The sequence below is a fragment of the Pseudomonas sp. MPFS genome (assembly GCF_022537035.1).
In the GTDB taxonomy this organism is placed as follows: domain Bacteria; phylum Pseudomonadota; class Gammaproteobacteria; order Pseudomonadales; family Pseudomonadaceae; genus Aquipseudomonas; species Aquipseudomonas sessilinigenes.
The window spans coordinates 1314726-1329396 of the sequence record NZ_CP066123.1 but is presented as its reverse complement, the minus strand read 5'-3'; the positions used below and the strand labels follow the sequence as shown (position 1 = coordinate 1329396).

Here is a 14671-nt window from a genome sequence, read left to right as displayed (position 1 = left end):
TCCTGATCCTTATACGGCCATCAGGTCTTTTTCTTTTTCCTCGGTCGCCTTGGCGATCTGGCCCTCGAACTCCTTGATCAGCTTGTCGATTTCGGCACCTGCGCGGCGCTCCTCGTCCTCACTGATAGCCTTGTCCTTGGACAGTTTCTTCAGCTCGCCCAGGGCATCGCGGCGAATGTTGCGCACTGCAACCCGAGCATCCTCAGCGGCGGCACGCGCCTGCTTGGTGAAGCCCTTGCGGGTCTCCTCGGTCAGCGGCGCCATCTTGATCAGCAGCAGCTCACCCAGGTTGGTCGGGTTGAGGTTCAGGCCGGCACTGCCAATGGCCTTGTCGATCGCTCCCAGCATGTTGCGCTCGAATGGCACGACCTGCAGGGTCTGGGAATCTTTTACAGTAACGTTGGCGACGCCGCTCAACGGAGTGTCGGCACCATAGTAAGGCACCATCACGCTGCCCAGGATGCTTGGATGCGCCTTGCCAGTACGGATCTGGCCAAATGCATGGGCCAGGGACTCCAAGGACTTCTTCATGCGCTCCTGAGCGTCTTTCTTGATTTCGTTGATCATTGTTCGCCTTCCTCGATCAGGGTTCCTTCAGCGCCACCATGCACGATGTTCAGCAGGGCGCCGGGCTTGTTCATGTTAAATACGCGCAATGGCATCTTGTGGTCGCGGCACAGGCAGATAGCCGTCAGGTCCATCACGCCCAGCTTGCGATCCAGCACTTCATCGTAAGTCAGATGATCGAACTTCTCGGCATGCGGGTCTTTGAACGGATCTGCGGTGTAAACACCATCGACCTTGGTGGCTTTGAGCACGACATCGGCGTCGATCTCAATGGCCCGCAGGCAGGCTGCAGAGTCGGTGGTAAAGAACGGGTTACCAGTACCAGCCGCGAAAATTACCACTTCTTTGGAGTTCAGGTGGCGCATCGCCTTGCGACGGTCATAGTGATCGGTCACGCCAACCATGGAAATAGCCGACATCACGATGGCCGAGATATTCGCACGTTCCAGCGCATCGCGCATGGCCAGGCCGTTCATCACGGTGGCCAGCATTCCCATATGATCACCAGTGACCCGATCCATACCGGCAGCACTCAAGGCGGCACCACGGAACAGGTTGCCACCACCAATCACCAGGCCGACCTGGACGCCGATGCCGACCAATTGACCGACCTCCAACGCCATGCGATCCAGCACCTTGGGGTCGATCCCGAACTCTTCCGAGCCCATCAGGGCCTCGCCGCTAAGCTTGAGTAGAATGCGTTTATAGCGAGCTTGATAACCACTGCCCTGCTGAGCCATTGCGAATCTCTCCTGCGGCGTATTTAAAAATTCTTTGCGGACTGTTTTCAGTCAGCTTTCACTCTAGCTTGACGCTGTCACAGCGCCATCAGAACACGACTTTGCGGGCCGGTTCCGGGAGCGGGAAACTAAATTGCCCCGCCCATTTGAAAAGAGGCTGCGCGCGTGAGCGGGCAGCCTCTTTCGGGCGACAGTTGTAAAACCGTCTTACTGTTGCTTGGCAGCAGCCAGTTGTGCAGCAACTTCTTCGGCGAAGTTGTCTTCTTTCTTCTCGATGCCTTCGCCTACGGCGAAGCGAGTGAAGGAAACGATTTCAGCGCCGCCTTTCTTGGCCAGAGCACCAACGGTGACTTCTGGATCCTTGACGAAAGCTTGCTCAACCAGGCTGGCCTCGGCCAGGAACTTGCTGATACGACCAGCGATCATTTTTTCAACGATGTCGGCTGGCTTGCCTTTCATCTTGTCTTCGTTCAGCTGCAGGAAGACGCCTTTTTCGCGCTCGATGGCTTCGGCGGAAACTTGCGATGGCAGCAGGAACTCAGGGTTGCTGGCAGCTACGTGCATGGCGATGTCTTTGGCCAGTTCTACGGAACCGCCTTTCAGGACAACCGCAACACCGATCTTGTTACCGTGCAGGTAAGTACCGACCACGTCACCTTCAACGCGAGCCAGACGACGGATGTTGACGTTTTCGCCAGTCTTGCCAACCAGGATCAGGCGATCAGCTTCTTGAGCTTCGATCAGCGGAGCTGCATCGGTCAGCTTGTCAGCGAAGGCTTTTTCAACGCTGGCAGCGACGAATGCCTTGAAGTCATCCTGCAGAGCCAGGAAGTCGGTCTGCGAGTTAACTTCCAGCAGAACGGCGGCTTTACCGTCGTCCTTGATGGCGATAGCGCCTTCAGCAGCAACGTTGCCTGCTTTCTTGGCAGCCTTGATCGCGCCGGAAGCACGCATGTCATCAATGGCTTTCTCGATGTCGCCGCCAGCCTTGGTCAAGGCTTTCTTGCAGTCCATCATGCCTTCGCCGGTACGCTCGCGCAGTTCTTTAACCAGCGCTGCAGTAATCTCTGCCATTTTCAAAATCCTCTTGGATAGGTTTTCAACCATTCCACCCGATCGAACGGGCGCTCAATTCTTGGGCACTACCCCGAATCACTTCATAGCAGCCGCGCATTACAGAAACTGTCGGGACGCTACGACGAAATGATTTTCGAGTTGGCAAAAAGGGGGCCAAGCCCCCTTTTTGCGTACTGAGTAAACGCTAAGCGTCAGTTACTCAGGCTTCAGCCGCCGGTGCTGCAGCTTCTTCGAACACTTCGGTGCCGCCAGCAACGTTGTTGCGACCACGGATCACGGCATCAGCCATCGAACCCATGTACAGCTGGATGGCGCGAATGGCGTCATCGTTACCTGGGATGATGTAGTCAACGCCTTCTGGGCTGCTGTTGGTATCGACAACGCCGATGACCGGGATACCCAGCTTGTTGGCTTCGGTGATCGCGATGCGCTCGTGATCAACGTCGATTACGAACAGCGCGTCAGGCAGACCGCCCATGTCCTTGATACCACCCAGGGAACGATCCAGCTTTTCCAGATCGCGAGAGCGCATCAGCGCCTCTTTCTTGGTCAGCTTGGCGAAAGTACCGTCTTCAGCCTGGACTTCGAGGTCACGCAGACGCTTGATCGAGGCACGGATGGTCTTGTAGTTGGTCAGCATGCCGCCCAACCAGCGGTGATCGACGTACGGCGAACCGCAACGTGCTGCTTCTTCAGCAACGATCTTGCCAGCGGAACGCTTGGTGCCGACGAACAGAATCTTGTTCTTGCCCTGGGCCAGACGCTCTACGAAGGTCAGAGCCTCGTTGAACATTGGCAGGGTTTTTTCCAGGTTGATGATGTGAATCTTGTTACGCGCGCCGAAAATATACTTGCCCATTTTCGGATTCCAGTAACGGGTTTGGTGACCGAAGTGCACACCGGCCTTCAGCATATCGCGCATGTTGACTTGGGACATGATAGTTCCTTAATAAGTCGGGTTAGGCCTCCACGTATCCCAATGACCAACCAACAGCTTAGGCTGAGGGCACCCAGGTCATCGTGTCGACACGTGTGTGGGTTTGTGCTTTTCGAGGTCATCCCCGGAAAGCGGCGCATTTTATACCACAGCAAGGGCGAAAACGGAACCCGGATTCACACCCACCGATCAGCCTGTTCTTTTGCACGGCCATTGGGTTCGCCTCAAATGCAACACTGTATAGAAGCAAGCGCCGGCAGAACCTCAGATTTAGGCCGTGCCTCTGTTAGAATCTCATCTTTGCGGCTTCTGAAACCTCGCTGTCCAGTCTCGGGCCGAGCCTTGGGCAGGCGAGTTTTCTAGCCATTCCGTGTTTACCGCGCCCTGAGCGTCAAGAGAGCCTGTATGACCGTCACCCTCAAAACTCCCGAGGACATCGCTAAAATGCGTGTCGCCGGCAAACTGGCCGCCGAAGTGCTGGAAATGATTGCCGAGCATGTCAAACCCGGCGTCACCACCGAAGAACTGGACCGTATCTGCCACGACTACATCGTCAACGTGCAGGGTGCGATCCCGGCCCCCCTGAACTACAAGGGCTTCCCGAAGTCCATCTGCACCTCGATCAACCACGTGGTGTGCCACGGTATTCCCAACGAGAAGCCGCTGAAGGACGGTGACACCCTGAACATCGATGTCACCGTCATCAAGGATGGCTACCACGGTGACACCAGCCGTATGTTCCACGTCGGCACCGTACCCGTCTGGGCCGAACGCCTGTCGCAGATCACCCAGGAATGCATGTACAAGGCCATCGAGCTGGTCAAGCCGGGCTGCCGCCTGGGCGATATCGGCGAAGTGATCCAGAAGCACGCGGAAAAGAACGGCTTCTCCGTAGTTCGCGAATTCTGCGGCCACGGCATCGGCAAGGTATTCCACGAAGAACCACAGATCCTGCACTACGGTCGCGCGGGCACCGGCATGGAACTCAAGGCTGGCATGACCTTCACCATCGAACCCATGATCAACCAGGGCAAGGCCGACACCAAGGTCCTGGGCGACGGCTGGACCGCCATCACCAAGGACCGCAAGCTGTCGGCGCAGTGGGAACACACGCTGCTGGTGACCGAGACCGGCTACGAGATCTTTACCTTGCGCAGCGACGACACCATTGCCCGAGTGTCCGCCTGACCCAACAGGCCGCGTCCCGACCTTATAGATAGAAAGGAAAGCCAATCGATGCCGCAGGTGGATCCCGAACTCTTCGACCGCGGCCAGTTCCAGGCGGAACTGGCCCTGAAGGCCAGTCCCATCGCGGCCTTCAAGAAAGCCATCCGCCAGGCACGGGAAGTGCTCGACAACCGCTTTCGCAGCGGTCGGGAAATCCGCCGACTCATCGAAGATCGCGCCTGGTTCATCGACAACATCCTGCAAAAGGCCTGGGATCAGTTCAAATGGAGCGAAGAGGCCGACATTGCCCTGGTGGCTGTCGGAGGCTACGGTCGCGGCGAGCTGCACCCCTATTCGGACATCGACCTGCTGATCCTCCTGGACCAGGCCGATCATGAAATCTTTCGCGACTCCATCGAACGCTTCCTCACCCTGCTCTGGGACATTGGCCTGGAAGTCGGGCAAAGCGTGCGTTCGGTGGACGAGTGCGCCGAACAGGCCCGCTCGGACCTGACGGTCATCACCAACCTGATGGAAAGCCGCACCATCGCCGGCCCCGAGCGCCTGCGCCAACGCATGCTGGACGTCACCAGCACCGAACACATGTGGCCAAGCAAGGATTTCTTCCTCGCCAAGCGCGCGGAACAGAAGGCTCGCCACCACAAGTACAACGACACCGAATACAACCTGGAACCCAACGTCAAGGGCTCGCCCGGCGGCCTGCGCGATATCCAGACCATTCTCTGGGTCGCCAGGCGCCAGTACGGCACCCTGAACCTGCGAGCCCTGGCGGGAGAAGGATTCCTGCTGGAAAACGAGAATGCGCTGCTGGCCGCCTCCCAGGAATTCCTGTGGCGCGTACGCTACGCCCTGCACATGCTCGCCGGACGCGCCGAGGACCGCCTGCTGCTCGATCACCAGCGCTCTATCGCCTCCCTGCTGGGGTTCGAAGGCGATGACGCGAAGCAGAGCATCGAAAGCTTCATGCAACAGTACTACCGCGTGGTGATGAGCATCGCCCAACTGAGCGACCTGATCATCCAGCACTTCGAAGAAGTGATCCTCGCCCCGGAGGATGCCGCGCCAGTACAACCGATCAACGCGCGCTTCCAACTGCACGATGGCTATATCGAGGCGATCAACGACAACGTGTTCAAGCGCACGCCGTTCGCCATGCTGGAGATCTTCGTGCTGATGGCCCAGCACCCGGAAATCAAGGGTGTGCGCGCCGACACCATCCGCCTGCTACGTGAGCACCGGCACCTGATCGATGACGACTTCCGCCACGATATCCGCAACACCAGCTTGTTCATCGAACTGTTCAAATGCGAGATCGGCATCCATCGCAACCTGCGCCGGATGAACCGCTACGGCATTCTCGGACGCTACCTGCCCGAGTTCGGCTTCATCGTCGGGCAGATGCAACACGACCTGTTCCACATCTATACCGTGGACGCCCACACGCTGAACCTGATCAAGCACCTGCGCAAGCTGCAGTACACGCCCATTTCCGAGAAATTCCCGCTGGCCAGCAAGCTCATGGGCAAGCTGCCCAAGCCGGAGCTGATCTACCTGGCTGGCCTCTATCACGACATCGGCAAGGGCCGTCACGGCGATCACTCGGAAATCGGTGCCGTGGATGCCGAGGCCTTCTGCATCCGCCACCAACTGCCACTGTGGGACACCCGGCTGATCGTGTGGCTGGTACAGAACCACCTGGTGATGTCCACCACGGCCCAGCGCAAGGACCTGTCCGATCCGCAGGTGATCCACGACTTTGCCCAGATCGTGGTGGACCAGACTCGCCTGGACTACCTCTACGTCATGACCGTGGCCGACATCTACGCCACCAACCCGACCCTGTGGAACTCCTGGCGCGCCAGTCTGCTGCGCCAGCTCTACACCGAGACCAAGCGCGCCCTGCGTCGCGGCCTGGAAAACCCGGTGGATCGCGAGGAGCAGATCCGCCAGACCCAGAGCGCAGCCCTGGACATCCTGGTACGCAATGGCACCGACCCGGACGAAGTGGAACAACTCTGGTCGCAACTGGGGGACGACTATTTCCTGCGCCATACCGCCGGCGACGTCGCCTGGCACAGTGACGCCATCCTCCAGCAACCGGCCGACGGCGGCCCGCTGGTGCTGATCAAGGAAATCACCCAACGCGAGTTCGAAGGCGGTACCCAGATCTTCATCTACGCGCCCGACCAGCACGACTTCTTCGCGGTGACCGTGGCCGCCATGGACCAGCTCAACCTGAACATCCATGACGCCCGGATCATCACCTCCAGCAGCCAGTTCACCCTCGACACCTATATCGTCCTGGACAACGACGGCGAATCCATCGGCAATAACCCAGAGCGGGTCGAGCAGATCCGCAAGGGCCTGACCGATGCCCTGCGCAACCCCGACGACTACCCGACCATCATCAAGCGCCGGGTGCCGCGCCAACTCAAGCACTTCGCCTTTGCTCCCGAGGTGACCATCCACAACGACGCCCAGCGTCCGGTGACGGTGCTCGAGCTCAGCGCTCCCGATCGCCCAGGCCTGCTGGCGCGCATTGGCAAGATCTTCCTGGAATTCGACCTGTCGTTGCAAAACGCCAAGATCGCCACCCTGGGCGAGCGCGTGGAAGACGTGTTCTTCATTACCGACGCGCACAACCAGCCCCTTTCCGACCCCCAGCTGTGCAGTCGCCTGCAGGATGCGATCGTCAGCCAGTTGAGCGTCAGCCATGAACCGACTATCGAAATGACCCGCCTGAGCATCTGACAGGTCATGAACCGACGCTTTGATTGAGACCCCGCATCGATGAACAACGCTCTGAACCAGTTGCAACCTTATCCGTTCGAAAAGCTCCGCGCCTTGCTCGGCGGCGTCACTCCCAACCCTGGCAAGCGGCCCATCGCCCTATCCATTGGTGAACCCAAGCACCGTTCGCCGAGCTTCGTCGCCGAGGCCCTGGCCAACAACCTCGACCAGATGGCGGTGTACCCCACCACCCTGGGCATCCCCGCCCTGCGCGAAGCCATCGGCGCCTGGTGCGAGCGGCGCTTCGGCGTACCGGAGGGCTGGATCGACCCGGCGCGTAACGTGCTGCCGGTGAACGGTACCCGCGAGGCGCTCTTCGCCTTCACCCAGACCGTGGTCAACCGTGGCGAGGACGCCCTGGTGGTCAGCCCCAACCCGTTCTACCAGATCTACGAGGGCGCAGCCTTCCTGGCCGGAGCCAAGCCGCACTACCTGCCCTGCCTGGACGAGAACGGCTTCAACCCGGACTTCGACGCGGTACCGGCCGAGATCTGGCAACGCTGCCAGATCCTGTTTCTGTGCTCGCCGGGCAACCCCACCGGCGCGTTGATTCCGCTGGCGACCTTGAAGAAGCTGATCGCCCTGGCCGATGAGCATGACTTTGTGATCGCCGCCGACGAATGCTATAGCGAACTGTATTTCGACGAGCAATCGCCGCCGCCCGGCCTGCTCAGCGCCTGCGCCGAGCTGGGCCGCAAGGACTTCAAGCGCTGCGTGGTGTTCCACAGCCTGTCCAAGCGCTCCAACCTGCCAGGCCTGCGCTCGGGCTTCGTCGCCGGCGATGCCGAGATCCTCAAGGGCTTCTTGCTGTACCGCACCTACCACGGCTGCGCCATGCCGGTGCAGACCCAACTGGCCAGCGTCGCCGCCTGGAACGACGAAGTCCACGTGCGGGCCAACCGTGCGCTGTACCGCGAGAAATTCGATGCGGTATTGGCAATCCTTACACCAGTGATGGACGTGCAGCGCCCGGACGGCAGCTTCTACCTGTGGCCGAACGTGGCCGGTGATGACGCAGCGTTCTGCCGCGACCTGTTCGAACAGGAACACGTGACCGTGGTCCCGGGCTCCTATCTTTCCCGCGATGTGGACGGCACCAACCCCGGCGCCGGCCGCGTGCGCATGGCCCTGGTGGCACCACTGGCCGAATGCGTCGAGGCCGCCGAGCGGATTCGCGATTTCGTCCAGCGCCGCAAGTAATATCACGAACCTGTAGGAGCGAAGTTTGCTCGCGATGAACGATAACGCGGTGCATCAGGTGCATTGCGCCGTCTGTATCGCGGGCCAGTCGGATCGCCGCCCGCTCGCTCCTACATTATTAGCGTCACTTAACCTGCCCCAGGTTCGCCTCGCTCAAATCCAGTTCCGCCAGCACTTCACGCAGCACATCGTCGCCGATCTGATGCTGGCGGCTCAGGCGATACAGCTCCAGCCGTTGCGCCCGCAGGGCCTTGAGCCGCAGGCGCCGCTCCAGCAAGTCCATCTGCTGGGCCAGGGCCTGGGCCTCGGCAGAATCGTTGTAGACCTCCAGCTGGTGCCGATACTCGGCCATCAACCGGCCCTTGAGCTCGCTGCTCAGGGCGGCCTGGGCGGCATCCGGAGCCTCGCCGGACTCGGCGACCTCCTCGGCTTCGAGCGCATGGATCGCCGCCTCGGCAGTCTTGCGCCAGGCATCGCGCACTTCACCCCGACGCTTGTCGTCAAGGCTCTTGACGATGCCACGCAGCAACAGCGGCAAGGCGATGCAGGCCGCTACCAGGGACAGCAGGATCACCCCGGCGGCAATGAAGATCAGCAGGTCACGTTCGGGAAAGGCTTCACCCGCGCCCAAAAATAGAGGCACCGACATCACGCCGGCCAGCGTCACCGCCCCGCGCACCCCGCCCACGGTCAGCAGCCAGCAGGAGCGCGCGGTGGGCACCAGGGTCAGCTCGCCCTTGCCGCGCCAGCGCCGCAGCAGGCCCGACAGGCGCCAGATGCTCTGCACCCAGATGAAACGCAGCACCAGCAACACCAGGAAGATTGCCACCACATCCAGGCAGCGATAGGCCAGGGTCGGCCAGAGTGAAGTCTCGTGGCTGACCACCGCCTTGATGATGTCCGGCAGTTGCAGGCCCAGCAGCAGGAAGATCAGGCCGTTGAAAGCGAACTCCAGCAACGACCAGACACTGCGATTGAGCAGGCGGGTGCTGGTCTGGCGCGGCAGCAGGTCGAGCCAGCTCTGCATCATCCCCGCCGCCACCGCCGAAAGGATGCCCGAGGCCCCCAGGCGCTCGGCCAGCACATAGGCGGCGAACGGCAGCAGCAACATGAACACCACGTGAGTTGCCGGATCGTCCCAGCCACGGGCGATCATCCAGGCCCGCAGGCGTCCCACCAGCCAGCTCAGAGCCACGCCCACTGCCAGGCCACCCACCGCCACCAGGACGAAAGTCAGGCTGGCATTGGCCAGGGAAAATACCCCGGTGACCGCCGCCACCAGGGCGAACTTGAAGGTCACCAGGCCCGAGGCGTCATTCATCAACGCCTCGCCCTGGAGCATGTGCATCAACGGCGTCGGCAGGCGATTCTGGGAAATCGCCGAGACCGCCACGGCGTCGGTAGGCGACAACACCGCCGCCAGGGCGAAGGCCACCGGCAAGGGGATGGTCGGCAGCAGCCAGTGGATGAAATAACCGGCACCGACCACGGTAAACAACACCAGCCCCACGGCCAGGGTCAGGATCGGGCCACGCAAGCGCCAGAACTCGCGCTTGGGCATGCGCCAGCCATCGGAAAACAGCAGCGGCGGCAAGAACAGGAACAAGAACAGCTCCGGGTCCAGGGCCACGTGCAGGCCCAGGGTCGGCCAGGCCAGCAGGGCCCCGGCACTGATCTGCACCAGGGGCAGTGGCAGTGGAATCACCCGCCCGACAAGACGCGAGAGGCTCACCAGCATCAGCATGATGAGGACGGTATAGGCGGTTTGCATAAAGCGGGGTTCCTGGTTCGGACGTTCAGAACAGACACACAAACGCGGCAACAATTCGCCGCAGAAGTGCCATATTAGCCCCTTAAGCTGCACTCACACCGCTGCACGAAAGTCGCAACGCCCAGGTCCGCGCAACACAATGCGACAAAGCCCCGCCGCCGCCGACGCCTAAGCGCCGCCGTCGTGGCATAATCCCGGACCTTTGATTACCAGCACTCCAGAGGGGGCAATTCCTTGACCGCTTCAAGCAAAACGTTGCACCTTTTCGGCATCAAGGCCTGCGACACCATGAAGAAGGCGCGCACCTGGCTCGATGAACACGCTGTCAGCTATGACTTCCACGACTACAAGACCTCCGGCATCGATCGCGAGCACCTGAACCAGTGGTGCGCCGAGCACGGCTGGGAAGTGGTGCTGAACCGCGCGGGTACTACCTTTCGCAAGCTCGATGACGCCAGCAAGGCCGACCTCGACCAGGCCAAGGCCGTCGAACTGATGCTCGCGCAACCGTCGATGATCAAGCGTCCGGTGCTCGACCTCGGAAACAGAACCCTGATTGGCTTCAAGCCAGACCTTTACGCAGCGGCGCTCAAGTAAGCCTGCTCAATCAATTTCGCAAGAGGTAACTGCATGTCCACTACCCTGTTCAGCCTGGCATTTGGTGTCGGCACCCAGAACCGCCAAGGCGCTTGGCTGGAAGTGTTTTACGCAGCACCGCTGCTCAAGCCAGCCGCTGAAATCGTCGCCGCCGTAGCGCCGATCCTCGGCTACAGCGAAGGCAACCAGGCCATCACCTTCAGCACCACCCAGGCCGCGCAGATGGCCGACGCCCTCAAGGGTATCGACGCCGCCCAGGCCGCCCTGCTGACTCGCCTGGCCGAAAGCCACAAGCCCCTGGTCGCCACCCTGCTGGCCGAAGACGCCCAGCTGACCAGCACCCCCGAGGCCTACCTCAAGCTGCACCTGCTGTCCCATCGCCTGGTCAAGCCCCATGGCCTGAGCCTGGCCGGCGTGTTCCCGCTGCTGCCGAACGTCGCCTGGACCAGCCAGGGCGCCATCGATCTGGCCGAACTGGCCGAGCGCCAACTCGAAGCACGCCTGCGCGGCGAACTGCTGGAAGTGTTCTCGGTGGACAAGTTCCCGAAAATGACCGACTACGTCGTGCCAAGCGGCGTGCGTATCGCTGACAGCGCACGGATCCGCCTGGGCGCCTACATCGGCGAAGGCACCACCGTGATGCACGAAGGCTTCGTCAACTTCAACGCTGGCACCGAAGGCCCGGGCATGATCGAAGGCCGCGTATCGGCTGGCGTGTTCGTCGGCAAGGGTTCGGACCTGGGCGGCGGCTGCTCCACCATGGGCACCCTGTCGGGTGGCGGCAACATCGTGATCAAGGTCGGCGAAGGCTGCCTGATCGGCGCCAACGCCGGCATCGGCATCCCGCTGGGCGATCGCAACACCGTGGAATCGGGCCTGTACGTGACCGCCGGGACCAAGGTGGCGCTGCTGGACGAGAACAACCAGCTGGTCAAGGTCCTCAAGGCCCGGGAACTGGCCGGCCAGCCTGACCTGCTGTTCCGTCGCAACTCGGAAACCGGCGCGGTGGAGTGCAAGACCCACAAGTCGGCCATCGAGCTGAACGAAGCGCTGCACGCTCACAACTAAGCGAGCCCAGCACTCGGTTCCACCGGAACCCGCCGGGCGCTTATCATCAGCGCCCGGCCTGTTCGAACGAGTTTCGCCATCATGCTTTTACCCTCCCCCTGGCGCGCCGATTTCCCGGCCATCGCCGCCCTGCAACGCCAGGACCAGACCTACCTGGACAACGCCGCCACCACTCAGAAGCCCCAGGCCCTGCTGGACGCCCTGGCGCACTACTACGCCAATGGCGCGGCCAACGTGCATCGTGCCCAGCACCTGCCCGGCGCCCATGCCACCCAGGCCTTCGAAGACAGCCGCAGCAAGGTTGGGCAATGGCTGAATGTCGGTGACAGCGGGCAGGTGGTCTTCACCCACGGCGCGACTTCCGCGCTGAACCTCTTGGCCTATGGCCTGGAGCATCAATTCGAGGCTGGCGATGAGATCGTCGTCAGCGCCCTGGAACACCACGCCAACCTGCTGCCCTGGCAGCAACTGGCCCAACGCCGCGGGCTGACCCTGGTGATCCTGCCTCTGGACGCCGATGGCCTGGTGGATATCGACGCCGCGAGCCGCCTGATCGGCCCGAGTACCCGATTGCTGGCGGTCAGCCAGCTGTCCAACGTACTGGGAGCCTGGCAACCCTTGACCCCGCTGCTGGCCATGGCCAGGGCCCAGGGTGCGCTGACCGTGGTCGATGGCGCCCAGGGCGTGGTCCATGGCCGGCACGATGTGCAGGCCATGGGTTGCGACTTCTATGTGTTCTCCAGCCACAAGCTGTACGGCCCGGAAGGCGTCGGCGTGCTCTTCGGTCGTCATTCGGCGCTCAAGGGCCTGCGCCATTGGCAGTTCGGTGGCGAGATGGTCCAGGACGCCGACTACCAGCACGCCAGGTTCCGCCCGGCGCCCCTGGGCTTCGAGGCTGGAACCCCAGCGATCGCCGGGGTCATTGGCCTCGGCGCCACCCTCGACTACCTCGGCGGCCTGGACCAGCAAGCCGTGGCCGAACATGAGGCGAAGTTGCATGCCTACCTGCTGCACGGGCTGCAGGCGCGCAACGGCATCCGGCTGCTGGGCACGCCGCAGCTGGCGCTGATCAGCTTCGTGGTCGACGGCGTGCACAGCGCCGACCTGGCACACCTGCTGACCGAGCAGGGTATCGCCGTGCGGGCCGGCCATCACTGCGCCATGCCCTTGCTCAAGAGCCTTGGCTTGCATGGAGCGATCCGCGTGTCCCTGGCGCTGTACAACGACTCAGAGGACCTGGAGCGCTTCTTCGAAGCCCTGGACCAGGCCCTGGAGCTACTGCGATGAGCCTGCCGGAAGAGGCCAGCACGGCGCTGCGGGTCTTCCAGGAAGCCGCGGGCTGGGAACAGCGGGCGCGCCTGTTGATGCAATGGGGCGAACGCCTGCCGGCCCTGGACGACAACGCCAAGGTCGAAGCCAATCGGGTGCACGGTTGTGAAAGCCAGGTCTGGCTGGTGGCGACCCTGGATCAAGGCCGCTGGCAGTTCGCCGCGGCCACCGATGCCCGGCTGATCCGTGGCCTGGTGGCGCTGTTGCTGGCGCGGGTCAACGGTTTGTCGGCGCAAGAGCTGCGCGAGGTGGACCTGGCGGACTGGTTCAACCAGCTGGGGCTGTCGCGCCAGCTCTCGCCATCGCGCGCCAACGGCCTGAATGCCGTGTTGCAACGGATGGGCGAACTGGCCAGCGTGTAACTCACCGCCGAGCCCGCGAGGCTGCGACAAGGCCCGAAGGACCTTCAGCGGATTCAAGACCCAGCGGCCGCTGCGCGCCCGTACACAGCCTGCGGCAGCGGCTACACGGGCCAGTCCGTGAATGCCTATGGCCGCAAGGCTACACCGCCTTGTTGCGCTCGGACGGACGGCGCACGCCCGCTACCAGCTTGTCCACCGCCTTGGTCGCCGCGACCATGCCGAACGTTGCGGTCACCATCATCACCGCACCAAAACCACCGGCACAATCGAGCTTGACCCCATCCCCGACGAAGCTCTTCTGCAGGCAGATGCTGCCGTCCGGCTTGGGATAGCGCAGTTGCTCAGTGGAAAATACGCAAGGCACGCTGTAGTGCCGGGTCACGGTTCGCGAAAAACCATAATCGCGCCGCAAGGTAGAGCGCACCTTGGAGGCCAGTGGATCGTTGAAAGTGCGGTTCAGGTCGCAGACCTGGATCAGGGTCGGGTCGATCTGCCCGCCGGCCCCACCCGTGGTGATGATCTGGATCTTGCGCCGCTTGCACCAGGCGATCAGCGCCGCCTTGGCGTTCACGCTGTCGATGCAGTCGATCACGCAATCGATATCTGGGGTGATGTACTCGGCCATGGTGTCACGGGTGACGAAATCCGAAACCGCATGCACCGTGCAATCCGGATTGATGCCTCGCAGGCGCTCGGCCATGACCTCGACCTTGGGCCGGCCCACGGTGCTGTCCAGGGCATGCAGTTGGCGGTTGCTGTTACTGACGCAGACATCGTCGAGGTCGAATAACGAGATTTCCCCTACCCCGCAACGGGCAATGGCTTCCGCCGCCCAGGAACCGACGCCGCCGACACCAACGATCGCCACATGGGCCGCCCGCAGCCGCTCCAGGCCCTCGATGCCATACAAACGAGCGACACCAGCAAACCGTGGATCTTCTGTACTCATGACCATCACCCAAAAAAACCGGCGCGCATTATAGGGCTTCGCCGCGACAAGTTTTAAGTCGCAAGCTACAAGTAAAGAACTTAAACCCAATTACGG

The 14671-nt window shown here is 61.8% G+C and carries 13 protein-coding genes; 7 read left to right on the top strand and 6 right to left on the bottom strand.

Annotated elements, in window-relative coordinates; all coding sequences use genetic code 11:
• Nucleotides 1-9: 9 nt before the first annotated feature.
• The 4 genes from frr to rpsB all read right to left on the bottom strand — a co-directional run bounded on the left by frr (nt 10) and on the right by rpsB (nt 3321).
• Complete coding sequence (gene frr / locus I9018_RS05940) at nt 10-567, bottom strand: ribosome recycling factor (protein ID WP_022642578.1); 558 nt, start codon at nt 565-567, stop codon at nt 10-12.
• Nucleotides 564-1307 (bottom strand): UMP kinase, encoded by a 744-nt coding sequence (pyrH, locus tag I9018_RS05935; protein ID WP_007924076.1) that lies wholly within the window; start codon nt 1305-1307, stop codon nt 564-566. The genes frr and pyrH overlap by 4 nt, the downstream gene beginning before the upstream one ends.
• Before the next feature lie 207 nt (nt 1308-1514).
• Entirely contained in the window at nt 1515-2381 is an 867-nt protein-coding gene (gene tsf, locus I9018_RS05930) for a translation elongation factor Ts (RefSeq protein ID WP_022642576.1), read from the bottom strand.
• Nucleotides 2382-2583: 202 nt separating this feature from the next.
• The gene (gene rpsB / locus I9018_RS05925) at nt 2584-3321 is read right to left on the bottom strand and encodes a 30S ribosomal protein S2 (protein WP_058434568.1); all 738 of its coding nucleotides are present in this window, start codon (nt 3319-3321) and stop codon (nt 2584-2586) included.
• Between the two features lie 405 nt (nt 3322-3726).
• On the opposite strand from rpsB, the gene map reads away from it, so the two are divergent.
• From map to dapC, 3 genes are read left to right on the top strand one after another with little or no spacing between them, the layout of a single operon-like run.
• Nucleotides 3727-4509, top strand: a complete 783-nt coding sequence (map, locus tag I9018_RS05920; RefSeq protein WP_068580424.1) for a type I methionyl aminopeptidase — start codon at nt 3727-3729, stop codon at nt 4507-4509.
• 48 nt (nt 4510-4557) lie between these two features.
• On the top strand, nt 4558-7260 hold the full coding sequence (locus I9018_RS05915; RefSeq protein ID WP_068580427.1) for a [protein-PII] uridylyltransferase: 2703 nt from the start codon (nt 4558-4560) through the stop codon (nt 7258-7260).
• A gap of 39 nt (nt 7261-7299) precedes the next feature.
• Nucleotides 7300-8499, top strand: a complete 1200-nt coding sequence (gene dapC, locus I9018_RS05910) for a succinyldiaminopimelate transaminase (protein ID WP_241108961.1) — start codon at nt 7300-7302, stop codon at nt 8497-8499.
• Between the two features lie 124 nt (nt 8500-8623).
• Here dapC and I9018_RS05905 read toward each other — a convergent pair whose 3' ends face one another.
• On the bottom strand, nt 8624-10270 hold the full coding sequence (locus I9018_RS05905; protein ID WP_241108960.1) for a Na+/H+ antiporter: 1647 nt from the start codon (nt 10268-10270) through the stop codon (nt 8624-8626).
• A gap of 288 nt (nt 10271-10558) precedes the next feature.
• Between I9018_RS05905 and I9018_RS05900 the strand changes: the two genes are divergently transcribed.
• From I9018_RS05900 to I9018_RS05885, 4 genes are all read left to right on the top strand, one after another.
• The gene (locus tag I9018_RS05900) at nt 10559-10867 is read left to right on the top strand and encodes an arsenate reductase (RefSeq protein ID WP_241108959.1); all 309 of its coding nucleotides are present in this window, start codon (nt 10559-10561) and stop codon (nt 10865-10867) included.
• Between the two features lie 33 nt (nt 10868-10900).
• Nucleotides 10901-11935, top strand: a complete 1035-nt coding sequence (gene dapD, locus I9018_RS05895; RefSeq protein ID WP_068583804.1) for a 2,3,4,5-tetrahydropyridine-2,6-dicarboxylate N-succinyltransferase — start codon at nt 10901-10903, stop codon at nt 11933-11935.
• Between the two features lie 81 nt (nt 11936-12016).
• Entirely contained in the window at nt 12017-13222 is a 1206-nt protein-coding gene (locus I9018_RS05890) for a cysteine desulfurase (protein WP_241108958.1), read from the top strand.
• A complete protein-coding gene (locus I9018_RS05885) occupies nt 13219-13626 on the top strand; it encodes a SufE family protein (protein WP_241108957.1) in 408 nt (135 codons plus the stop codon). Before I9018_RS05890 ends, I9018_RS05885 begins: the two co-directional genes overlap by 4 nt.
• A 139-nt stretch (nt 13627-13765) precedes the next feature.
• Here I9018_RS05885 and tcdA read toward each other — a convergent pair whose 3' ends face one another.
• Nucleotides 13766-14581 (bottom strand): tRNA cyclic N6-threonylcarbamoyladenosine(37) synthase TcdA, encoded by an 816-nt coding sequence (gene tcdA / locus I9018_RS05880; protein WP_083235899.1) that lies wholly within the window; start codon nt 14579-14581, stop codon nt 13766-13768.
• Nucleotides 14582-14671 lie beyond the last annotated feature (90 nt).

Excerpts from the sequence above, each read along its gene's own strand:
- frr (WP_022642578.1), bottom strand. The coding sequence starts at position 567 with ATGATCAACGAAATCAAGAAAGACGCTCAGGAGCGCATGAAGAAGTCC.
- pyrH (WP_007924076.1), bottom strand. The coding sequence starts at position 1,307 with ATGGCTCAGCAGGGCAGTGGTTATCAAGCTCGCTATAAACGCATTCTA.
- tsf (WP_022642576.1), bottom strand. The coding sequence starts at position 2,381 with ATGGCAGAGATTACTGCAGCGCTGGTTAAAGAACTGCGCGAGCGTACC.
- rpsB (WP_058434568.1), bottom strand. The coding sequence starts at position 3,321 with ATGTCCCAAGTCAACATGCGCGATATGCTGAAGGCCGGTGTGCACTTC.
- map (WP_068580424.1), top strand. The coding sequence starts at position 3,727 with ATGACCGTCACCCTCAAAACTCCCGAGGACATCGCTAAAATGCGTGTC.
- I9018_RS05915 (WP_068580427.1), top strand. The coding sequence starts at position 4,558 with ATGCCGCAGGTGGATCCCGAACTCTTCGACCGCGGCCAGTTCCAGGCG.
- dapC (WP_241108961.1), top strand. The coding sequence starts at position 7,300 with ATGAACAACGCTCTGAACCAGTTGCAACCTTATCCGTTCGAAAAGCTC.
- I9018_RS05905 (WP_241108960.1), bottom strand. The coding sequence starts at position 10,270 with ATGCAAACCGCCTATACCGTCCTCATCATGCTGATGCTGGTGAGCCTC.
- I9018_RS05900 (WP_241108959.1), top strand. The coding sequence starts at position 10,559 with ATGAAGAAGGCGCGCACCTGGCTCGATGAACACGCTGTCAGCTATGAC.
- dapD (WP_068583804.1), top strand. The coding sequence starts at position 10,901 with ATGTCCACTACCCTGTTCAGCCTGGCATTTGGTGTCGGCACCCAGAAC.
- I9018_RS05890 (WP_241108958.1), top strand. The coding sequence starts at position 12,017 with ATGCTTTTACCCTCCCCCTGGCGCGCCGATTTCCCGGCCATCGCCGCC.
- I9018_RS05885 (WP_241108957.1), top strand. The coding sequence starts at position 13,219 with ATGAGCCTGCCGGAAGAGGCCAGCACGGCGCTGCGGGTCTTCCAGGAA.
- tcdA (WP_083235899.1), bottom strand. The coding sequence starts at position 14,581 with ATGGTCATGAGTACAGAAGATCCACGGTTTGCTGGTGTCGCTCGTTTG.